We start from the raw sequence: 21,850 nt of genomic DNA, 5'->3' as shown, positions 1-21,850 counted from the left end.
AAAAAAACCCCCGGAAGACGATCTTCCGGGGGTTCTCTTGCGTTCACACCACTGGAAGATCTTGAAAGTCTTCCAGCACCAATCGCCTGAAAGACTAGTCAGGATGATGGTGGTGATGATGGTTGAACTGAACGCGTGTCATAATAATCTCGTCGATGAATGAGTATTCATTTGTGGGGTTTAACCTAGCGAAGATGGCTGCGCTTGGCAACACTTTTTTAAACGGGCGGTTCGGAAAGCGCTGAAACAGGTTGTTCTGGTTTGCAATCCGGGGGCAAACTACGGTGAAGTCAGGGGTGATGTTTCACGTCAGGAGTCAAAATGAAGAAGGTTGCGATTGTGGGACTGGGCTGGTTAGGCATGCCGCTGGCCACGGCGTTAACGGCGCGAGGCTGGCAGGTCACCGGCAGCAAAACCACGCCAGACGGCGTTGAAGCGGCGCGCCGCTGCGGCATTGAGGCGTTCCAGCTGGAACTGACGCCGGAACTGCTCTGTGAGGCCGCCGATATTGAGCCGTTATTCAATGTAGATGCGCTGATCGTGACACTGCCTGCCAGCCGCACAGCAGAAGGGGGAGAAGCCTATCTGCAGGCGGTGCAGAATGTGGTCGATACCGCGCTGGTTTATAAGGTACCGCGCATTATCTTTACCAGCTCAACGTCAGTTTATGGCAGCAGCGCCGGCGCTAAGCGGGAAAACAGCCCGCTGGACGCAGAAACGGTGGCCGGAAAGACGCTGGTTAAACTGGAGAACTGGCTGCACGATCTGCCGGGCACCAGCGTGGATATTGTGCGGCTGGCCGGTCTGGTCGGGCCAAAGCGCCATCCGGGACGCTTCCTCGCCGGTAAGCAGGATGTGGCCAATGGCTCGCAGGGCGTCAATCTGGTGCATCTGGATGATGTGGTTGAGGCAATTACGCTGCTACTGCAGTCGCCTAAAGGGGGCCGGGTCTATAATCTGTGTGCCTCGAAACATCCGACGCGTGACACCTTCTATCCTGCGGTCACGCACCAGCTTGGGCTGCAGCCGCCGCAGTTCGCTCCCGAGGCGGAAAAGAATAGCGGCAAGCTGATTGATGGTTCCCGCATCTGCAGCGAGCTCGGTTTTGAGTACCGCTATGATGATCCGGTTAAGATGCCGCTGGAGTAAAGGGCGCCTCATGAAGGTGTTGAGGTGATTACCTTAAGCACATGGGTATTACCTTCATTATTGTATTGGTCGGGATGATAAAAAATCCCGCCACAACATGTCATGACATTTTATAACCAGACATCTCAACAATAAATCTAATATTTGATAAATATCCTGTCTGCACTTGCAGTGCCTGGAAATGGCAGTTCACTAATAATTGACGCGGACACCGATGGCAGTAAGGTGGTTTTTCCATCTGAAAGGGATTTTTTACCAGTAAGAGCTATTATAGATACATCGTTTTGTGTATTGGTGACAGAGTTAGAAACGGTATAAACCTGTTTATGGAAAGCCCCGTTAGGGGCTTTATATTTTATAGGCATCTGGTGGGGTCAGTGCTTTTAGACACGCCATTAATACAGTTACCTGGTGATTGCCCCAATTTAACTACAACAACGTTGTTAACTTTAAATACAGATTCTTTATTCGGCCATAGAGGCGCTGAATCAATTTTTTTTATTTCTGACTTCACTTCATCAAACGAAGCAGGAATTATTTTTGCTATCGCAGTAGCATTCATAAAAGCTGAAATTCGTGCGGAGTTGCCAGCATCCCAGTTAAGGAAGGAACTCCCGAACATGTCATGATTTAAGGGTTTGTCGACTGAGTCAATGTTCAGTGCGCCATAAAAATAAACCCTAACAGGTCTGTCTGGAGGCGTATCTACATATCTGTATATATCGTTAGCAATAAATGAAGAGATATTATAATCCTGGTTGTAAGACAGATAATCGGTGTAAAAGAGTTTGCTGGATGAAGCCGTTCCATAAATTAAAACGATTACAGGAACAGCCCATAAAATCTTTTTTTCAGGGTAGAGGGAGAATACGATAACGCCTGATGCTGCGAAAGATATAGCTAAGCAATTCATAGCTCTGGGAGGCAGGAATCCGCCGATTACCGCATTCATCAGAAATGGCGATAGTACCATAGCCGTTGCTGAAATCAGGAACAGCAGGCGACTTTTAATTTGGCTGGAAAAAGCAACAAGCAGTATCAGTAAAGATATCGCATAGATACTCAGTCCATAGGGGGCGTTAAAAGAAAAATATTCAGCTGTAAATGTTAATACAGACTTTATAGTTTCGTTTGCGGGTTGATGAATCCAACCTATCATATTGAGAAAATATGATTCTGAGCTTTTACCAATATACCACTGAATAATTTTTGTTAATAAGGAGTATGCTGCCGTCGAAATTGCCATTATTAAGACTGGTTTAAATATTACACCTTTGAAGTTTAATTTTATTTTTTTAATGACAACGGCATAGCATATGTATGAAGTGATTATTGATACAGGAAGGAAAATTATGGATTGATATATTGAAATTGAAAATGTTAATGCAACAATAGGCGTTATAAAATTTAACAGCACTCCTTTTTCTTTCAACATGAGATAAGTTGAATAAGATGATAAGAGCACCGCTGTGGCTAAGGTATCAGATTGGTTAGAGAATTCTAGCTGATATGCAAATTGAGGCAGAGAAGAGTAAAGAATCGAGAAGAATATACATTTCTGCGGGTCTAGGCCCAAAGTGTGTGATATAAAAGAGCATGATAAAGCAAGTATAACCAGAGACAGCACCTCAGTATAAAATGGAATGAATGGCTCAGGGAAAATTGTCAATTTGAGTAATGCATGACCCCACCGCCCCATGCTGATGGTGTGTGCAATGTTATTAGTAAACTCTTCATCAATAGATAGACTGAAATGTGTGAGCTCAAAACCGTAAACAATCAATAAGACTAATAGTGATGTTATAAATGAAATCAAAAATGTACTGCTTAAGTTTTTTCTGATTTCCATGCGGAAATTCTCCAAATGATTCTAAAATTTATTATAAAAATGCCCTGGAAGGGCATGTTTTATTACTTCTTAATGAGGTGCATTTTCCATCCGGGCGGGTTAATACTTATGTCCGCCTCCGTTCCTGATGCAGCCTTATCGAACGCTTCTATTTGTTTTTTATATCCAACCTCAAAGTAAGGGTAGATGTGAAAATGTCTGATGTACATAGGTACCATAAATATATTCAGGCAAATAAGTGCGACGAAAGGACGCTTAGTTTTACTCGCAATAAATGTGATAAAGCAGAAGAATGCTATATTCGTAACAAAGAAATATCGCTCACCACCAAGGGGTGAAAGAAATAGCGGCCACTGCGGATCTGTCATACTCATCATCGGCTTAGCAAGCGCAAATCCGAGCATTAAAGATGGGAAGAGAAGTATCGACTTATAACGCCATCCAGACTTCAAAGCATAATACAATATGGATACTATGATTATAGCATTAAGAACAATAGATGCTTGGTTTCCATTAATGCCAGGTTTCCACGTATTGTCTACCAACGCACCGCGAATTATCCTATAAAAAGTAATGTCTGAAAATAGCTGAATACTTGCACCTAGTGGTGCAGCTGACCTGGTAGCACCAGATGAAGTCAATATGGTATATAACTGAATGCAAAAACACACAGTAAAAATGATGTCAAATGAGTTTATCTTTCTAATGGCACCAATGATCCCGCCATGCTCAATGACTCTCTTCATTAACAGACATGGAGCAAGAAAAATTATAAACGGACCACTAAGTCCGCTAATTATTAGTATAATAAAATCATGGGCCTTTTCTGCTGTCGAGTCAGGCTTGTCAGACATAATTACACACAGGAGATACATTGAAAGATACCAGTGCATGTTAGTTATGTTCGGATAACCTTCTGCGATATTTGGCATCAAAAGAACGTAAGCTGCCACTGTAACTCGGCACGCGAATGGAGCGAAAGACATGCGACCAGATATAATGTAACAAATAAAGCTAGCTCTGATCAAAATGCCAATTAAGTTTGCGACAAGAGCGGCCTTGTTCAGTCCAAAAACTAAGGCGATACTATATGTTAAGCGAGATATAGTCTGGAAATAACCATTCTCAGGCATGAAGATTGTGCTAAATATACCGTTATTATATGCATCCTGTAACCAAAATCTGCCATCTTCAGCCCAAGGTTGCGCGTTTGTGATAATATCTGGCCTTCTCATTATTATAAGGAAAACAATAATTAAGAACAGTATAGTGCCAAAGGTATACTTCTTCTTTTTTATGGTTTCTAATTCCATGAACTCCACCTGAGTATTTAAAAAGCCTATAAAATTATTTTATTAAAATTCTTTATCATTTTTGATGATATACCTGGGTCTTTGTTTGGTCTCGATATAAATTCTACCGATGTACTCACCCAGTACTCCAATTCCAATTAGCTGAATGCCGCCCAGGAAGAGAATCGAAACCAATATTGACGGATAGCCAGCCACGGGATTTCCCCAAATCAGCTTATCTGCAATCATCCATACCCCGTAAAAGAAAGATAGTCCGGCAACAAAGAATCCTATGTAAGTCCACATACGCAATGGAAACGTAGAGAACGAGGTAATACCTTCCAGAGCCAGGTTCCAGAGTTTCCATCCATTAAATTTTGTCGAACCAGCGACTCGTTCAGCGCGAGTGTATTCCACGACTGCAGTTCTTCCGCCCACCCACGAAAGAATACCTTTCATAAAGAGATTTCGCTCTGGGAGGAGCTTAATGCTTTCAACTATATGTCGAGACATTAGTCTGAAATCACCAACATTTTCTTCAATCTTAGGTTTGCTGATCATATTGTGAAGCTTGTAGAACAATCCAGCGCTTTTTCGCTTCAGGTGGCTATCTGATGAACGGTCAACACGCTTAGCCAGCACAACATCTGCCCCTTCTTTCCACTTCGAGATAAGGATCGGTATAACTTCGATGGGATCCTGAAGATCAACATCTATAGGAATAATAACGTCCCCGGTTGACGCCTCCAGGCCTGCGAAAAGAGCGGGCTCTTTACCAAAATTTCGCGTAAAGCAAATATATTTTATTAGTGAATCATTTTTCATGATCTCCAGAATCAGAGATTCTGTGTTGTCACTGCTGCCATCATTAATGAAAACAATCTCAATTTCATCTTGTGCAAATGGCTGGTAACTTCTTACGGTCTGATAGAAGACAGGAAGTGCTTCCTGCTCATTCAGAACGGGAACAACAAGTGATATCTTCATTTCTTATCTCTGAAAATAATATATTTCGAGTAGACAAAACCGCACACAAGGCTTATCGCTGAGAAGGCGATGAGAGTGATTACTGGGTTTATCTTCATTCGGTCAGCATACGAGCCAATCATGACGGCCACCATGCCCATAAAAAACACGTACATAATGTATCGGATGGTTGTGGCTTCAGAACCGAAAGTCCACTTTGCATTTGCAAAGAAAGAGAAGGTGACGGCAACACAGAATGCGATAAAGTTAGATAGTGACTGCTGCAACCCCTGTTCTACACAGATCGCGAACGTAACCCAATGGATTAGCGTGTTGATCACACCAATTGACATGTATCTTGCGAAAAGTTTCAGCATGGCAAAGTTCTGTAAAAAGTGAGGTGCAGATCCTGACACTTGCCAGCGATAGGATCAAGAAATTGTTAGAGCTGTTATGTCAGTTCATTCAGATAACAGCTATGTGGAACTGCGACAGGATTTGTTCGTATGAAAACCAAACTTTTCAGTAAAGCAATACATCATCGGCTTACAACGCAAAAGAAAAACGTCTGTTATCGCGTATAATTACTCTTGAGCATTGGGGAGAAAAAAATTACCGCGAAGCCACTCAGGCAGGCTTAGTGGGATCTGAAACTTGGCGCAAAGCGTATATAATTCATTGTAGCAATCTAACATTCTTCACTAATATCCTTATTATTCAAGTATTTAGGTGATCGCAGGGTATCAGTAACAAGGCAACATGTTTAAGCCGTGTGTAAAGCGATATCAACAAATATGGTCATACCCCTAACCGATCCCTCAACGCATACCACACTGCGCCCATCGCCGTCAGCGGCACCTTAAACCGCCGCCCACCGGGAAACGGCAGGTGAGGCAGACGGGCGAAGGCATCAAAACGCTCGGCATCGCCGCGTAACACTTCGCTGATCAGCTTGCCGGAAAGATGCGTACTGGTTACGCCATGACCGCTGTCACCCTGCATAAAATAGACATTCTTCTCCAGCCGGCCAAACTGCGGCATGCGCGACAGCGTCAGCAGGAAATTGCCGCTCCAGCTGAAGTCCAGTTTAACGTTCTGCAACTGGGGGAACGTGCGGCGCAGCTTGGGCCGGATCAACGCTTCAATATCGGCCGGTTCCCGTGCGCCATAAACCACGCCGCCGCCATAGAGCAGCCGGTTGTCCGCAGTCAGACGGAAGTAATCCAGCAGATAGTTACAATCTTCCACACAGTAGTTGTTCGGCATCAGCGACAACGCCTGGTCGGGTGACAGCGGCTCGGTTGCTACAATCTGCGATCCGCACGGCATGCTTTTCCTGCTCAGTCGCGGTTCCAGCTGCGGGGCCAGATAGGCATTCCCGGCGAAGATCACAAAGGTCGCGCTGACCTCGCCCTGGGCGGTTTTCACCCGATTTGGTGTGCCATAAACCACACTGGTCGCCGCGGACTGTTCATAGATGCGTCCGCCATGTCGACGGATCGCCTCCGCTTCACCCAGCGCCAGGTTCAGCGGATGCAGATGGCCGCCGCGCCGATCCAGCAGCCCGCCAACGTAGCGTTCGGTGGCGACTTCACGTCGGATGGCTCGCTCATCCAGCAGTTCCAGATCATGATTCCCATACTGCTGCCATAATGCTTTCTGTTTTCGCAGATGCGCCATCTGGCGTGCGTTCAGGGCCGCAAAAACGCCGCCAGGCCGGTAATCGCAGTCGATCGCGTACCGCTTAATGCGATCGCGGATAATCTCAGCGCCTTCAAACATCATGCTGCCCAGCATGCGGGCGCTCTCTTTACCGTAGCGCTGCTCAATCACATCCACGTCGCGGCTGTAGGAGTTCACCACCTGACCACCGTTACGTCCGCTGGCACCAAAGCCGACCCGCGCCGCTTCCAGCACGACCACGTCATAGCCTACCTCGGTCAGATGCAGCGCCGCCGAAAGACCGGTGAAACCGCCGCCAATAATGCAGACGTCACACTGAATGCTCTCCTGTAATGTCGGCCAGGGCGCATGCGGATTGGCGGTCGCTGCGTAATAACTCTCCACGTAATTCATAACAACCTCCTGAAGCGCCTAAAAGTTGGCTGGCGTATGGGCACTGACAATGCGGCAGGGGATTTCAGCACGGTTGGTGAAACTGTGTGGTAAGCCAGTATCAATGACGTAGCTCTCTCCGGCGGAGAGATGATAGTGCTCTCCGTTGATGACCAGCGTAATTTCTCCTTCCAGCAGCGTGCCGGTCTCTTCGCCGGGATGACGCAGCTTCTCGCCGGTGCTGGCGCCAGGTTGATAAGTTTCCAGCAGCATGCCCAGCGTGCGCTGTGCACGGCCATTGTCGATAAGCTTCAGCGAAACCCCCTGACTGCCAATCTCCAGCAGGTCGCTGGCGCGGACAATGACCTTCGGTTCCGCGTCCGGTTTAGGTTCCGAGAAGAACTCTGACAGCGAGAGCCCATAGACTTTCAGCAGCTTCTGCAGGGTGCTGACCGCCGGGCTGACCTTATCCTGCTCAATGGTGCTGATGGCGCTGTGGGTCAGTCCGGCCAGTTCGGCGACACGGCGTTGCGACAGCCCCAGTGTCTGCCGGATCTGCGCCAGCCGTCGTCCCGGCGCCAGCGTGGCATCACTCATTTTCTTTTTCCTTGTGATAACGAATGGCGGCCTGAATAAAGCCACTGAAGAGCGCCTGCGATCCCGCCGTGTGTTCCGGCTGCCACTCGGGATGCCACTGCACCGCCAGGGCGAAGGGATGATGGCGCAGACTCACCGCCTCAATCAGGCCATCCGGCGCGCGCGCTTCAACGCGCAGCTGCGGGCCCGGTTCGCGTACCCCCTGATGATGCAGTGAATTGACCGCCAGCGGGCTGTTGCTGTCCAGCAGCGTCGCCAGCAGGCCGTCGGGGTCGATTGAGATCGGATGCGTCGGCGCATACTGCTGCTCCAGCGGCAGCGTGTCATCTTCATGGTGACGCTGAAACGGCGGTTGCCCGCTGAGCTCCTGCCACAGTGCGCCACCATTCGCCACCACCAGCTCCTGCAGCCCACGGCAAATCCCGAACATCGGCATCTTATGGCTGGTGGCCCAGGTGATCAGTTGAAAGGCGAGATGATCACGGCCCGGATCGGCATGCAACTCTTCGCCCGCCTCGCCATAATGCCAGGGTTCGATATTGCTGGGGCTGCCGGTCAGCAGCAGGCCATCCAGAACAGCCATAGCGTTTTCTAATAGATGAGGCGCATTCATCAGACTGTGGGGCAGGGCCAGCGGTACGCCATCCGCGAGGACAACCGCATCGGTATACTTATTGTGAACCGTCTGGCTCGGATGGCCGCCCAGATCCTTCTGACACATCACTACGCCAATCAACGGCTTGTCAAAAATAATGCCCATTTCACGTCCTCGCATCGCTGTTCGAAATATCTACCGAAAGGGCACGTCTGGCGGTTAAGTGTGCAATATTTTTTCAATCTAGCAATCTGCTGTTTGTTCTTCAAACAGATTTGTTACATTTGCACACTTTTTATGTTGGCGCTATGTTAGTGGTGTGGCTGTTATTTTGAGCATTACGCAAACCTAATAGGGGCGGGTGAGATCATGACTAACCTGGTAGAAGTGGAAGACTTCACGCTTCACAGTGAAGAGAAACGAACCAGCGCGTTCCAGCTTGAGGTGAAAACCTGGCTGGAGCGCCATCCTGACACGCAGTATGTCGACATCCTGTTAAATGATTTAAATGGTGTGTTCCGCGGCAAGCGTATTCCGGTCTCTGCGCTGCCTAAGCTGGAAAAAGGGTGTTATTTCCCCGCCTCGGTGTTTGCCATGGATATCCTCGGCAACACAGTAGAAGAAGCGGGGCTCGGCCAGTCACTGGGCGAACCCGATAATCTCTGTCTGCCCGTCACCGGTACTTTAGTTCCCTCCGCGTCTGACCCTCAGCACATTGCGCAACTGCTGTTAACCATGTGCAACCAAGATGGCACTCCCTTTGACGTTGAACCCCGAAATGTCCTTAACCGGCTGTGGCAACAGCTGCGTAACCGAGGTCTGTTTCCGGTGGTAGCGGTAGAGCTGGAGTTCTATCTGGTGGACAAAAAGCGCGATGCGGAAGGCTTTATCCAGCCGCCGTGTTCGCCCGGCAGTGATGAACGCAATATGCAGAGCCAGGTCTACTCGGTAGATAACCTCGATCACTTCGCCGATGTGCTGCGTGACATCGACGATCTTGCGCGTCAGCAGGGCATCCCGGCCGATGGCGCGCTGGCGGAAGCCTCGCCCGGACAGTTTGAAATTAACCTGCATCATACCCGCGACGTGCTGCGGGCCTGCGACCATGCGGTGCAGCTGAAACGCCTGATTCGTCAGGTGGCAGAAAATCACGGTATGACCGCCACGTTTATGGCGAAGCCCTATGAGGAGTACGCGGGCAGCGGCATGCATGTGCATATCAGCATGCTGGATGCCGCCGATCACAACGCCTTCGCCTGCGATGACGGCAGTGATTCGCCGCTGATGAAACGGGCGCTGGCGGGGATGATCGATCTGATGCCCGCCTCAATGGCGCTGCTGGCACCCAATGTGAATGCCTATCGCCGTTTTGTTCCGGACGCCTATGTGCCGTTGCAGGCATCGTGGGGCCATAACAACCGGACCGTTGCGCTGCGGGTGCCGTGCGGGGATATCGACAATCACCGTATTGAGTACCGGGTTGCGGGTGCGGATGCTAATCCCTACCTGGTGGTGTCGGCGATCCTTGCCGGGATGCTGCATGGGCTGGATACCCAGTTGCCGTTGCCGCATCCGGTTACCGGCAACGGTCACCATGCCGAGGGTCTGGCACTGCCGATCCGCCAGAGCGATGCGCTGTATGAGTTTGACAACAGCTATCCGCTGCAGAAGTTACTGGGCGAACGCTTTGCCACTGTCTGGCACAGCTGTAAGCATCATGAACTGATGCAGTTTGAACGGCTGATTACGTCTACCGAGATCGACTGGATGTTGAAAAATGCCTGACAGGTTTTTTTACCTGTTATCTGACGGGCTTTTTTTTGCATAAGATGCCCCGATGGCTTGTATTCCTGCCATGGGTTAGGGCAGAATACGCGGCCTGCAAAATCAGATGATAACCGACGCTTACCGCGCCGGTTATTTTTTTGCATCCAGTTTTACTAGAGCGTTTTTGCTGACTTAACCGAGGCCGGGCACGCACCCGGATAGATAAACACTGAAAACACGCATAAGCGTGAGATTGAGGATTAAAAGATGGGGATGTTTTACACTCTGCCAGCCAACGCTGGTACGCGTTTTCGTGATGACTACGGCGCCGCGTTAACCGCTAACCTTACTCCCTGTCGCTTAATGCGCAGTTGCCCTGTGACCCAGCCCAGCCAGGTTGTCGCACATGGGGGACTGAAGCATGTCGCTTAATACCTCCGCCGCACCGCAGCGTGCGCAACTCAAAAAAACACTTACGTTACTTCCGGTCGTCATGATGGGCTTAGCCTACATGCAGCCTATGACCCTGTTCGATACCTTTGGCATCGTTTCCGGGCTGACCGAAGGTCACGTCGCCACCGCTTATGCTTTCGCGCTGATTGCGATTCTGTTCACTGCCGTGAGTTACGGTAAGCTGGTACGCCGCTTCCCCTCTGCGGGCTCCGCTTATACCTACGCTCAGAAGGCGATCAGTCCGCACGTCGGCTTTATGGTCGGCTGGTCATCACTGCTGGACTACCTGTTCATGCCGATGATCAACATCCTGCTCGCTAAAAACTATTTCGAATCGCTGGTGCCGGGCATTCCGTCGTGGATTTTTGTGGTGTTGCTGGTCGGATTTATGACGCTCTCTAACCTCAAGGGCATCAAAACCGTCGCCAACTTCAACAGTGTGATTGTGGTGCTGCAGGTGGTTGTCATGGTCGGGATTACCGCGATGGTAATCTACGGTGTGGCAAGCGGCGTGGGTTCCGGCACGCTGGTGAGCAGCCGTCCATTCTGGTCTGAGAATGCGCATGTGGTGCCGATGATTACCGGTGCGACGATACTCTGCTTCTCGTTCCTCGGCTTTGATGGCATCAGTTCGCTGTCGGAAGAGACCAAAGATGCAGAACGCACCATTCCGCGCGCTATTTTCCTGACCGCGCTGATTGGTGGGGTGATCTTTATCGCGGCATCTTACTTCCTGCAGCTCTACTTCCCGGACATCACACGCTTCCAGCACCCGGACTCATCGCAGCCTGAAATCATGCTGTTCGTGGCCGGTAAAGCGTTGCAGGTCGGCATCCTGATCTTCTCGGTGGTCACGGTGCTGGCATCCGGTATGGCGGCGCACGCTGGCGTATCGCGTCTGATGTATGTGATGGGCCGTGATGGCGTGTTCCCGGAGCGTTTCTTCGGTTACATCCATCCGAAATGGCGTACCCCGTCGCTCAACGTGCTGCTGGTGGGTGCGATTGCGCTGATGGCGATTAACTTCGACCTGGTGACCGCAACCGCGCTGATTAACTTTGGTGCGCTGGTGGCGTTTACCTTCGTTAACCTGTCGGTGATTGCGCAGTTCTGGATCCGTGAGAAGCGTAACCGCACGCTGAAAGATCACGTTCAGTATCTGCTGCTGCCGCTGCTTGGCGCGCTGACGGTGGGTGCGCTGTGGGTGAACCTGGAAGAGAGTTCTATGGAGCTGGGCCTGATCTGGGCCGCCATCGGGATTATCTACCTGGCGTTCGTAACCCGCAGCTTCCGTAATCCGGTGCCGCAGTTCAGCGAAGAAGTTTAATCACGCTCACGTTGCCGCCTTCCCCGCCTCAGGGAAGGCGGCGACAGCTTAACCAGCCAGCACCAGTTCACAGCTCCCCGCACTTAACAACTCCCGCGCTGACTCACTCAGATGCGTATCTGTCACCACCCGATCAAAGCTCTCCAGCGGTAAAGCCAGAAACGTCGCAATCCTGTTGTACTTCGAACTGTCACTCAGCAATACCCGCTTACTGCTCACCTCACTCACCGCCTGCTTCACCATCACTTTATCTTCATCCGGCGTAAACAAGCCACGCGGCCCCCAGCAGGAGGCGGAAATAAAGGCAATATCAATGGCCAGATGACGCAGGCTGCGTGCCGCCGACTCGCCGACACAGGAGCGGTTCTCGCGGCATACGGTGCCGCCCGTGTGAATAACCCGGCACTGACTGGCCTCCATCAGCAGATTCGCCACCATAAAATCATTGGTTACCACCAGTAAATCATCACGATCCACCACTTCTCTTGCCAGCGCTAACGTCGTGGTTCCGGCATCCAGGTAGATGCAGCTGTTACGGGGGATCTGTCGGGCGGCGGTGCGGCCAATGGCGCGCTTCTCCTCGTTGTAGAGGGTGCTTTTCGTCAGATGTGACGGCTCAGCCGCCAGCCGGTCGGCTGAGCGCACGCCGCCGGAGACTGACAGCACGGCCCCTTGCTCCTCCAGTTTCTGCACATCACGGCGTATGGTCATGTGTGACACACCCAGCCGTTCAGTGAGTTCTGCAATGCTCACCACGCCACGATCGGCCACCAGCGCAAGGATCTGTTGATGACGTTCAACCGGAATCATATCGGCTCCCTGATAATTATCATTTTTTCACATTATAAAGTATCTGACGGTTAACCAGAACAGATAATAACAGCGGTAATTTTGGCATCAGCGGCGGTAACCGCACTGCAGCAGGGCCAGCGCTGTGAATGTGGCAATGTTAAAAATTGTTCGGCTTCACATCGGGAACATTTTTTTGTGATCGGCAACACATTTTTGCCGGCAGGAAGCTGGCAGGATTAACAGTAACAAACAAATAATCACTTAAATTAACAGTGGAGGCGTATCGTGCCAGCTGAAAATATCTGCGTTATCGGGTTAGGTTCCATGGGCATGGGTGCTGCGAAATCCTGTCTGCGTGCCGGTCTCAATACCTGGGGTGTCGATTTGAATCCCGCCGCACTTGAGAACTTACGTCAGGCCGGCGCGCGTGATGCGCAGCCTTCAGCATCCGCCTTTGCAGAGCAGCTTAATGCCGTTTTGCTGCTGGTGGTAAATGCGCAGCAGGTTAACGCCATTCTGTTCGGTGAAGAGGGCCTGGCCGCAAAACTGCGTCCTGGCACCGTGGTCATGGTCTCATCCACATTGTCCGCCCGGGATGCGCAGCAGATTGAACAACAGCTGGCGCAATATCAGCTGCTGATGCTGGATGCACCGGTCTCCGGCGGTGCCGCTAAGGCGGCCAGCGGTGAGATGACGGTGATGGCGTCCGGCAGCGACGCGGCCTTTGCACAACTGCAATCTGTACTGGATGCCGTCGCAGCCAAAGTATATCGCGTGGGCAGTGAGATCGGCCTCGGGTCAACCGTCAAAATTATCCATCAGCTGCTGGCAGGTGTTCATATCGCGGTCGGGGCAGAAGCGATGGCGCTGGCGGCACGTGCCGGCATCCCGCTGGAAACCATGTATGAAGTGGTCACCAATGCCGCAGGCAATTCATGGATGTTCGAAAACCGCATGCGGCATGTGGTGGATGGCGACTACAGCCCGAAATCGGCGGTTGATATCTTTGTGAAAGATCTCAACCTGGTGGCCGATACCGCGAAATCCCTGCACTTCCCGCTGCCGCTGGCCTCAACCGCCCTCAATATGTTCACCGAAGCCAGCAACGCCGGTTACGGCCGGGAAGATGACAGTGCAGTGATTAAAATCTTCAGCGGCATCACGCTGCCGCAGGCTGAGGAGAAAATCTGATGCGGCTTGGCGTGATAGCGGACGATTTTACCGGTGCGACTGACATCGCCAGTTTTCTGGTGCAGAACGGGCTGACCACCATTCAGTTCAACGGCATTCCTGACAGCGAGGAAATCACAGAGGCGCAGGCGATTGTGGTCAGCCTGAAGAGCCGCTCCTGTCCGGCAGACCAGGCGGTTGCTCAGTCGCTGGCTGCGCTGGCATGGCTGCAGAAGCAGGGCTGTGAGCGCTTCTACTTCAAATATTGTTCCACCTTCGACAGCACCGCGCAGGGCAATATCGGTCCGGTAACCGACGCCCTGCTGCAGGCGCTGGGTGAAACGCAGACGGTGATCTGTCCGGCGCTGCCGGTGAATGGCCGCACTGTTTATCAGGGCTACCTGTTTGTCGGCGATCAGCTGCTGTCAGAGTCTGGTATGCGGCATCATCCGGTCACCCCGATGCACGACAGTAACCTGCTGCGGCTGATGACATCACAGGCGAGGGGCAAAGCCGGTCTGATCGCTGCGGCACAGGTCGATCAGGGCGCTGAGTCAGTACGGCAGGCGCTGGGTCAGCTGGCGGCGCAGGGGATCAACTACGTCGTAACGGACGTCCTGCATCAGGAACATCTGTTGACGCTGGGCGAAGCACTGAGCGATCTGCGGCTGGTCACCGGTGGTTCCGGGCTGGCCATCGGTCTGGCACGGCAGTGGGCGACGGCTGAAAGTGATGCAAAAGCGGAGCAGTCAGGCCGTCCGCAGGGCGATCGCGCCGTGGTGCTTTCCGGTTCCTGTTCACAGATGACCAATCGTCAGGTCGCCGCGTACCGCCAGCTGGCACCGGCCTGCGAAGTTGAGACTGAACGCTGTCTGGAAGATGCCGGGGCTTATGCCCGGCAGTTATGCGACTGGGTGGAAGCGAACAGCGATCAGGCACTGGCACCCCTGCTTTTTGCCACCGCTGACGCGCAACACTTGCAGGCGATTCAACAGCATTATGGCGCTCAGCGCAGCAGCGAAGCCGTTGAGCAACTGTTTGCTGCCGTCACCCGCGAGCTGAAACGGCGCGGATGGCAGCGCTTTATCGTGGCGGGTGGCGAAACCTCCGGCGTGGTCGCGCAGAGCCTGGGTGTGACGGCCTTTCACATCGGTCCGACGATTTCGCCCGGCGTGCCCTGGGTGCGCGACATTCATCAGCCGCTCTCTCTGGCACTGAAATCGGGCAATTTTGGCGATGAAGATTTCTTCCGCCGCGCGCAAACGGAGTTTACTGATGTCTGAATCTTTCTCTTTAACGGAACAGCAGGCGCGTGACGAGATGGTGCGTCTTGGCGCATCGTTTTTTCAGCGCGGCTATGCCACCGGCTCGGCGGGCAACCTCTCAATGTTGCTGGAGGATGGCAATCTGCTGGCGACACCCACCGGTTCATGCCTGGGTGAATTACAGGGTGACCGGCTGGCAAAAGTCACGCCTGACGGCGAATGGCTCTCCGGTGATAAACCCTCCAAAGAGATTGCGTTTCACCGCGCGCTCTATCTGAATAATCCCGACTGCAGGGCGGTGGTGCATCTGCATAGCCACTACCTGACGGCGCTCTCCTGCTTACAGGGGCTGGACACGGACAACTGCATTCGTCCGTTTACTCCCTATGTGGTGATGCGTGTCGGTGATGTGCCGGTCGTGCCTTACTACAAGCCGGGTGATGGGCGACTGGCCGAGGATCTGGCGGCGCTGGCTCCACGTTACCGTGCCTTTCTGCTGGCGAATCATGGCCCGGTGGTGGTGGGGAAATCGTTGCAGGAAGCGGCAGACAACACTGAAGAGCTGGAGGAGACCGCCCGGCTGATCTTTACCTTAGGCGACCGCCCGATCCGTTATCTCAATGATGCCGAAGTGGCAGAATTAAGGAGCCGATAATGCCGAAGTTTGCTGCTAACCTTTCGACGCAATTTACTGAATTGCCGTTTGCTGAACGCTTCGCTGCAGCGGCGGAAGCCGGTTTCACCGCCGTCGAATTTCTGTTTCCTTATGACTATCCCGCCACGCAGATCAAGCAGTGGCTCGATGATAACCAGCTGCAACTGGTGCTGTTCAATACCGCACCCGGCAACGTCGCAGCGGGTGAGTGGGGCGTTTCGGCCATCCCCGGACGGGAAGCGGAAGCAAAGGCGGATATCGATCGCGCCCTGAGCTATGCGCTGGCGCTGGAGTGCCCTCAGGTTCACATCATGGCGGCGACGGTGCCGCCCGACGCTGACCGTCAGCACTATGTTGAGACCTTTATCAGCAATATGCGTTATGCATCAGAGCGCTTTGCGCCGCATGGCATCATCCTGCTGATTGAGGCGCTTAATCCCACCACCAAACCCAACTATCTCTACGCCAGCCAGTACCAGACGCTGGAGATGGTCGAACTGATTGATCGACCCAATGTCTTTACTCAGCTCGACCTGTTCCATGCGCAACGGGTGGATGGCAACCTCAGCCATCTGATTCGTCACTATGCCGGACGCTATCGCCACGTGCAGATTGCGTCGGCACCGGATCGTCATGAACCGGATGAGGGTGAAATCAACTACCCGTATCTCTACTCACTGCTGGATGAAGTCGGCTATTCCGGCTGGGTCGGCTGCGAATATATCCCGCGCGGCAACACTACCGAAGGCCTTGGCTGGTTTGCTCCCTGGCGTACGCGCCGCTAATCACCTGTACGCCACTCACACCGATTGTCAGACAAACGGTGTGAGTTCTGCTGCAGCTTAATCACACCAGTGTTCAAAAAATAAAATATAACTTACTGAAAATTATAATTAATCAGAGGTCTGCCGATGTCCACTACGCTGCTGTTATCCATCGCGCTGGTCAGCGTGATTCTGCTGTTGCTGCTGGTAATCAAAGCCAAAGTCCATCCGTTTATTGCGCTGCTGGTTGCCAGCCTGTTTGTCGCCATCACCACCGGTATCCCGGCCGAAAACATCATGAAAGTGATCCTTGGCGGGATGGGCAGCCTGCTCGGCAGTATTGCCGCCATCATTGTGCTGGGTGCGATACTTGGCGCGATTATTGAAACATCCGGCGGGGCCGATCGACTGGCAAACCGCTTCGCGCAGCTATGCGGACCGCAGCGCATGGTCGCGGCGTTAACCACCGTGGCCTTTATTCTGGGATTGCCGGTGTTTTTTGACGTCGGGTTTATTATCGTGGTGCCGCTGATCTATGGCTTTACCAAAGTGATGCGCGTATCGCCGCTGAAGTTTGGTCTGCCCATGGCGGGCATGATGCTGATGGTGCATGTTACGGTGCCCACTCATCCGGGACCCGCCGCCGCCGCCGGTCTGCTGAATGTCGATCCTGGCTGGTTAATGATGACCGGCATTGCCCTGTCAATACCGACCGGAATCGCCGGTTATTTCGTCGCCAAAGCGCTTAATCTTCGAAAATATCATCTTTCTGTTCAGGTACTGGAGCAGCTACAGCTGACGGAGCCGAACGCTAAGGGGCAATCCACCCGTAACCACGATGCACCGGGCGCATTGCTGATTTCAGGCTTAATCGTGTTGCCCATTCTGCTCATCATGCTGGGCACGTTGCTGCCGCCGCATCTTACGCCTGGCAGCCTGCCGCTGAAAATCCTGACGCTGGTTGCATCACCGGCGGTGGCGTTACTGATTACCCTGGCGCTTGCGGGGTGGCTGCTGGGGCTGCGTCGTGGCTGGACCACAGAGAAGCTGGAAACGCTGTCAAACAATGCGATATCCACTGCTGCCGGGGTGATTTTAGTCTCAGGAGCCGGGGGAGCATTCGGTAAAGTGCTGGTGGAATCGGGGGTAGGCAAAGCGCTGGCCAGTTCATTGCAGACGATTCATCTGCCGTTGATCCCCGCTGCGTTTATTCTTTCACTGGCGCTGCGTGCTTCACAGGGGTCGGCAACGGTGGCAATTGTCACAACCTGTGGATTGCTGAGTAGTGCCGTGACTGGGCTTGGTGAGATGCAACTGGTTCTGGTCGCCCTGTCAGCCTGTTTTGGTGCGCTGGGCTTGTCACACGTTAATGATTCCGGCTTCTGGGTCGTAACCCGTTATCTTGGTTTGTCAGTCGCTGATGGGTTACGCAGCTGGACAATACTGACCACGTTGATGGGACTGTTTGGTTTTGCGCTGACCTGGCTGGTATGGGTGATGATGTAACGCGGTAACGTGCCGGGACCGCGTTCAGTTGCGGTACCCGGCCTTAGCAGGCAGCCGACTAAGAGACCAGCTCCTGGGCATACAGATAAAGCGCTTTAAGCTGCGCAAGCTTTTCTGCATCTGCTTCGTGCAGATTCGCCAGACCTTCCAGTTCCTGCATAAATGCCTGCACCCGATCGGCATTCAGCACGTCGCGACGATGCTGCAACCAGCGTTGCTGCTCGGCATCATCCAGCGTGCCGGGAAAGTTACGCGCCCGGTAGCGGAACAGCAGTTTCGCTACCCGCGCACTCTCAAAGCTCAGGTCCAGCGCAGGCAGATTCGCGGGCGCGGTCTGGCGAATAATATTCATCCCCGCCCGGTCGGCATCACTGAAGAAGCCATCGTAGAGTTGCGTGTCCACATCATCTGACGGTGTAAACGGCTCCGCTTCGGCAAATAGCGTGACCAGTTTTTCCCGCACGTCGGGCTGCTGACGCAGCAGCGCCAGATTCGCCAGGCAGTGCTGACGATCAATATTCAGCCGGGCTGCATCTTCCGGCCGCAGCGTACTGGCAGGTGCCAGCACCGGACACTTATTAATATGCACCAGTTTGACCGGCACCGCAGGCAGATCGCCGAGATCGTTTTTCGGCGTGTAAAGACGCTCACGGAGTGTGTCGGCATCCAGTTGCATTAGCGGTGACATGTCGCCCGCCAGATCCACCACAATCAGCGCATTACGGTTATCGGGATGCCAGGCCAGCGGTACGATCCAGCTGGTGTTACCGCGCGCCGCACCGAACATGCCGGAGACATGAACCAGCGGTTTCATCTGCGGGATATCAATCAGGTTCATCAGCTTGTTTTTGTTACGATGGGTAAACAAAAACTCAAACAGTTTTGGCTGCTTCTCTTTCACCAGTTTCGCCATCGCCAGCGTAGCGTAAACATCCGACATGGCATCGTGCGCATTTTCATGGGACACGCCGTTTGCTTTGGTCAGATGCTCCAGCCGGAAGCTGGGAAAACCTTCTTCATTCTCCGGCCAGGTGATCCCTTCGGGCCGTAACGCGTAGCAGGCTCGCATCACGTCGAGCAGGTCCCAGCGTGAGTTACCGTTTTGCCAGGCCCAGCCATAGGGATCGTAAAAGTTGCGATAGAAGATATTGCGCGTCACTTCATCATCGAAACGCACGTTGTTGTAGCCCACCACACAGGTTTGCTCCGTGGTGAACAGCGCATGGATGCGTTCAGCGAACTCTGCTTCACTCACGCCGCGACTCATCGCTATCTGCGGGGTGATGCCGGTGATCATCACCGCTTCGGGCTGTGGCAGATAGTCATCCGGCGGACGGCAGTAGAACACTTCGGGTTCGCCGACCGGATTAAACTCACTGTCGGTGCGCAGGCCGGCAAACTGGGCTGGCCGGTCACGAGACGGGCTGGTGCCGAAGGTCTCGTAATCGTGGAAGAGGAAAGTGGGCTGTACGCGGTCGTTATTCAAATTTCATATCCGTTCATTGCGTTCACTGACTTAATGAACAGAAAGCGGTAAAACGGCTTTCTGTTCGCTCTGTATCCCTGTGCGCAGGCAGAATTTAGCTCTGATCGTTATGTCTGATGCGCGCTGACTGCGGGTTCAGCCGTGCAGAGCCATTATAGCGGCTCCGGGCAACGGCTGACGCCATCCCTGTATGGTAAACCATATTCCGGTACGTCTGAAGTTCAGGGTTTGGGCAGGTGGAGGAGTGCGCTATACAACCAGAGTGCAATAGCAACAGAAGCAGGCACTGACATTCGAGCTATCAAGCCACCCAGAAAAACCGGAAGAGCAGAGCAGGGATATAGCTTTCAGGGCGGACATTGTACGGGTAAACCGAGCAGGTAAGCGCAAAGGCTGGCGCGGGTTGCTATAAAGCGAGTCGCTGGCACTGCGATGAATGATGCTTAACGATTGCACATCAGACATAAAGTCAATTATAACAATATCTTATTTTAATTAATCTGTACTGCCGATCAATCTTGCGCAATTGATCGGTACAACCAGTTAGGGCCAGTTTATATCTGAGTATATTTTAGTGAGAGTTAGAGGGAGCTAACGAATGATGCAAAGGACAATAAGCTGGACTGTCATAATGGCCAGCTGCGCACTCGCCTGGCTTTTTAATATGCCTGAGTCTGGCGAAGGTTATCTTATTTTTATATTTTCCTTAGTTGTTCAGAATAATGCCAACACCAGCCCGGCTCAGGCCGGGTTTTTTTTTAATGTCAGCATGAACGGATTTGATTGAAAACTCAGGAATCCCGACATCGGCTCATTTCAGAATCTGAAACGACAACGCCAGTTCATACTTTTTTTCAATTTATTCAAACCTTCACAACGCTTTTGCCGTAAAACGTGCGGCTGTTTCCGTTTCGTTTTAGAAATTTTCTCTCCCGTGCAATTAAGGATGAAGTGTTGAAAAGGCGTCTGCTGTTCACCGTTACCGCTACTGTTTTTTGGGCCTCGCTGGCGCAGGCTGATGCGATTCCCTTTCCTGTGACGCCTCCGGCGATTGATGCGGCTTCCTGGGTGCTGATGGATGCCACTACAGGACAGGTTCTGACCGCTGGCAATCCCGATGAACGCCGTAATCCCGCCAGCCTGACCAAACTGATGACCGGTTACGTGGTCGATCGCGCCATTGACCAGAAGAAAATCAGCCGTGACGACATGGTTACGGTCGGAAAAGATGCCTGGGCGGCGGGTAATCCGGTGTTCAAAGGCTCCTCGCTGATGTTCCTGAAGCCAGGCGATAAGCTGAGCGTCCGGGATTTAAGCCGTGGCGTCATCATCGACTCCGGTAACGACGCCTGCGTTGCCCTTGCTGATTATGTTGCGGGCAGCGAAGCGAACTTCGTCGGCATGATGAATCACTACGTTGAGAAGCTCGGCCTGCAGAATACCCATTTTGAAACGGTTCATGGTCTGGATGCGCCGGGTCAGTTCTCCAGCGCGCTGGATATGGCGAAACTGTCACGCGCCATTATTGATGGTGAGCCTGACTTTTATGCCATGTACAGTGAGAAGACCCTGACCTGGAACGGCATTACCCAGAACAACCGTAATGGTCTGCTGTGGGATAATAATCTCCACGTTGATGGGCTGAAAACCGGTCACACTGAGACCGCGGGCTTTAACATCATCGCCTCGAATGTGGTGGGCAAGCATCGCCTGATCGCCGTCGTCATGGGCGGTAAAAGCCCGAAAGGCCGCGAAGAGCAGGCGCGTAAACTGCTGGTCTGGGGCCAGAACACCTTTGATACCGTTCAGCTGTTCCATGCCGGTAAGAAAATTGGCAGCGAAAACGTCTGGTACGGCAATCCTCATGAGGTGGATGTGGGTACCGCAGAAGATGTTTATCTGTCACTGCCGCGCAGTGAAGTACAGAACGTGAAAGCGAAGTACGTCATCGATCGCAAAGATCTGGAAGCCCCGCTGAAAGCCAATGAGGTCATCGGTGAGATTCAGGTGATGGATAAAGATCAACAGATTGCCCATTATCCGCTGGTGGCGCTGAGTGCGGTTGAACCCGCAGGCGTCATTACCCGCCTGACGGATTATCTCAAGCAGAAGTTCTGATTAGCCGATTGTCAGTACTAAAACGGGTAGCCTGTGGGCTGCCC

20 protein-coding genes and 1 other annotated feature (1 of these 21 cut by a window edge) are annotated in these 21,850 nt (G+C 52.5%); of the genes, 10 read left to right on the top strand and 10 right to left on the bottom strand.

The window, feature by feature from the left end; all coding sequences use genetic code 11:
• Positions 1-119 (bottom strand) — a sequence feature (His leader region) (it extends 2 nt beyond the left edge of the window).
• On the bottom strand, positions 95-142 hold the full coding sequence (hisL, locus tag FOV68_RS04330) for a his operon leader peptide (protein WP_100396937.1): 48 nt from the start codon (positions 140-142) through the stop codon (positions 95-97). Its footprint overlaps the feature before it by 25 nt.
• A gap of 179 nt (positions 143-321) precedes the next feature.
• On the opposite strand from hisL, the gene FOV68_RS04325 reads away from it, so the two are divergent.
• Positions 322-1,149, top strand: coding sequence for an SDR family oxidoreductase (locus FOV68_RS04325; RefSeq protein ID WP_031591327.1), 828 nt, complete (start codon positions 322-324; stop codon positions 1,147-1,149).
• A 355-nt stretch (positions 1,150-1,504) separates the two neighbouring features.
• Here FOV68_RS04325 and FOV68_RS04320 read toward each other — a convergent pair whose 3' ends face one another.
• From FOV68_RS04320 to puuD, 7 genes are all read right to left on the bottom strand, one after another.
• The gene (locus tag FOV68_RS04320; RefSeq protein WP_143990383.1) at positions 1,505-2,998 is read right to left on the bottom strand and encodes a glucosyltransferase domain-containing protein; all 1,494 of its coding nucleotides are present in this window, start codon (positions 2,996-2,998) and stop codon (positions 1,505-1,507) included.
• A 62-nt stretch (positions 2,999-3,060) separates the two neighbouring features.
• Positions 3,061-4,311 (bottom strand): glucosyl transferase, encoded by a 1,251-nt coding sequence (locus tag FOV68_RS04315; protein WP_143990382.1) that lies wholly within the window; start codon positions 4,309-4,311, stop codon positions 3,061-3,063.
• 42 nt (positions 4,312-4,353) lie between these two features.
• On the bottom strand, positions 4,354-5,277 hold the full coding sequence (locus FOV68_RS04310; RefSeq protein WP_143990381.1) for a glycosyltransferase family 2 protein: 924 nt from the start codon (positions 5,275-5,277) through the stop codon (positions 4,354-4,356).
• A complete protein-coding gene (locus tag FOV68_RS04305) occupies positions 5,274-5,633 on the bottom strand; it encodes a GtrA family protein (RefSeq protein ID WP_143990380.1) in 360 nt (119 codons plus the stop codon). The genes FOV68_RS04310 and FOV68_RS04305 overlap by 4 nt, the downstream gene beginning before the upstream one ends.
• Positions 5,634-6,054: 421 nt before the next feature.
• On the bottom strand, positions 6,055-7,332 hold the full coding sequence (locus FOV68_RS04300; protein ID WP_010670956.1) for an FAD-binding oxidoreductase: 1,278 nt from the start codon (positions 7,330-7,332) through the stop codon (positions 6,055-6,057).
• 18 nt (positions 7,333-7,350) lie between these two features.
• A complete protein-coding gene (puuR, locus tag FOV68_RS04295) occupies positions 7,351-7,908 on the bottom strand; it encodes an HTH-type transcriptional regulator PuuR (RefSeq protein ID WP_010670955.1) in 558 nt (185 codons plus the stop codon).
• Positions 7,901-8,668, bottom strand: coding sequence for a gamma-glutamyl-gamma-aminobutyrate hydrolase (gene puuD / locus FOV68_RS04290; RefSeq protein WP_143990379.1), 768 nt, complete (start codon positions 8,666-8,668; stop codon positions 7,901-7,903). Before puuD ends, puuR begins: the two co-directional genes overlap by 8 nt.
• A 201-nt stretch (positions 8,669-8,869) precedes the next feature.
• Between puuD and FOV68_RS04285 the strand changes: the two genes are divergently transcribed.
• Together FOV68_RS04285 and FOV68_RS04280 are read left to right on the top strand one after the other, a co-directional pair.
• Positions 8,870-10,288 carry a glutamine synthetase family protein gene (locus FOV68_RS04285; RefSeq protein WP_182686735.1) on the top strand — a complete coding sequence of 473 codons (1,419 nt, stop codon included), beginning with the start codon at positions 8,870-8,872 and terminating at the stop codon, positions 10,286-10,288.
• A 403-nt stretch (positions 10,289-10,691) separates the two neighbouring features.
• Positions 10,692-12,050, top strand: coding sequence for an APC family permease (locus FOV68_RS04280; RefSeq protein WP_031591323.1), 1,359 nt, complete (start codon positions 10,692-10,694; stop codon positions 12,048-12,050).
• A 48-nt stretch (positions 12,051-12,098) separates the two neighbouring features.
• Here FOV68_RS04280 and ygbI read toward each other — a convergent pair whose 3' ends face one another.
• Complete coding sequence (ygbI, locus tag FOV68_RS04275) at positions 12,099-12,860, bottom strand: DNA-binding transcriptional repressor YgbI (protein ID WP_064703694.1); 762 nt, start codon at positions 12,858-12,860, stop codon at positions 12,099-12,101.
• Positions 12,861-13,127: 267 nt separating this feature from the next.
• Here ygbI and ltnD point away from each other — a divergent pair, with 267 nt between their 5' ends.
• From ltnD to FOV68_RS04250, 5 genes are all read left to right on the top strand, one after another.
• Positions 13,128-14,033: an L-threonate dehydrogenase gene (gene ltnD / locus FOV68_RS04270; RefSeq protein WP_143990378.1), complete on the top strand. Its 906-nt coding sequence runs from the start codon at positions 13,128-13,130 to the stop codon at positions 14,031-14,033.
• Complete coding sequence (gene otnK, locus FOV68_RS04265) at positions 14,033-15,295, top strand: 3-oxo-tetronate kinase (protein ID WP_143990377.1); 1,263 nt, start codon at positions 14,033-14,035, stop codon at positions 15,293-15,295. Before ltnD ends, otnK begins: the two co-directional genes overlap by 1 nt.
• Positions 15,288-15,932, top strand: coding sequence for an aldolase (locus FOV68_RS04260; RefSeq protein WP_022625000.1), 645 nt, complete (start codon positions 15,288-15,290; stop codon positions 15,930-15,932). The genes otnK and FOV68_RS04260 overlap by 8 nt, the downstream gene beginning before the upstream one ends.
• The gene (locus FOV68_RS04255) at positions 15,932-16,717 is read left to right on the top strand and encodes an HPr family phosphocarrier protein (RefSeq protein ID WP_143990376.1); all 786 of its coding nucleotides are present in this window, start codon (positions 15,932-15,934) and stop codon (positions 16,715-16,717) included. The genes FOV68_RS04260 and FOV68_RS04255 overlap by 1 nt, the downstream gene beginning before the upstream one ends.
• Positions 16,718-16,843: 126 nt before the next feature.
• Positions 16,844-18,202, top strand: coding sequence for a GntP family transporter (locus FOV68_RS04250; protein ID WP_143990375.1), 1,359 nt, complete (start codon positions 16,844-16,846; stop codon positions 18,200-18,202).
• Between the two features lie 58 nt (positions 18,203-18,260).
• Here FOV68_RS04250 and sbcB read toward each other — a convergent pair whose 3' ends face one another.
• Complete coding sequence (sbcB, locus tag FOV68_RS04245) at positions 18,261-19,688, bottom strand: exodeoxyribonuclease I (protein WP_143990374.1); 1,428 nt, start codon at positions 19,686-19,688, stop codon at positions 18,261-18,263.
• 598 nt (positions 19,689-20,286) lie between these two features.
• Between sbcB and FOV68_RS04240 the strand changes: the two genes are divergently transcribed.
• Together FOV68_RS04240 and dacD are read left to right on the top strand one after the other, a co-directional pair.
• The gene (locus FOV68_RS04240) at positions 20,287-20,475 is read left to right on the top strand and encodes a hypothetical protein (protein WP_143990373.1); all 189 of its coding nucleotides are present in this window, start codon (positions 20,287-20,289) and stop codon (positions 20,473-20,475) included.
• A gap of 167 nt (positions 20,476-20,642) precedes the next feature.
• On the top strand, positions 20,643-21,806 hold the full coding sequence (gene dacD / locus FOV68_RS04235) for a serine-type D-Ala-D-Ala carboxypeptidase DacD (protein ID WP_031591310.1): 1,164 nt from the start codon (positions 20,643-20,645) through the stop codon (positions 21,804-21,806).
• Positions 21,807-21,850 lie beyond the last annotated feature (44 nt).

It is taken from the genome of Pantoea sp. paga (genome assembly GCF_007558755.1).
GTDB lineage: Bacteria > Pseudomonadota > Gammaproteobacteria > Enterobacterales > Enterobacteriaceae > Pantoea > Pantoea agglomerans.
The sequence above is the reverse complement of the archived record's forward strand: the minus strand, read 5'-3'. Positions and strand labels throughout refer to the sequence as shown.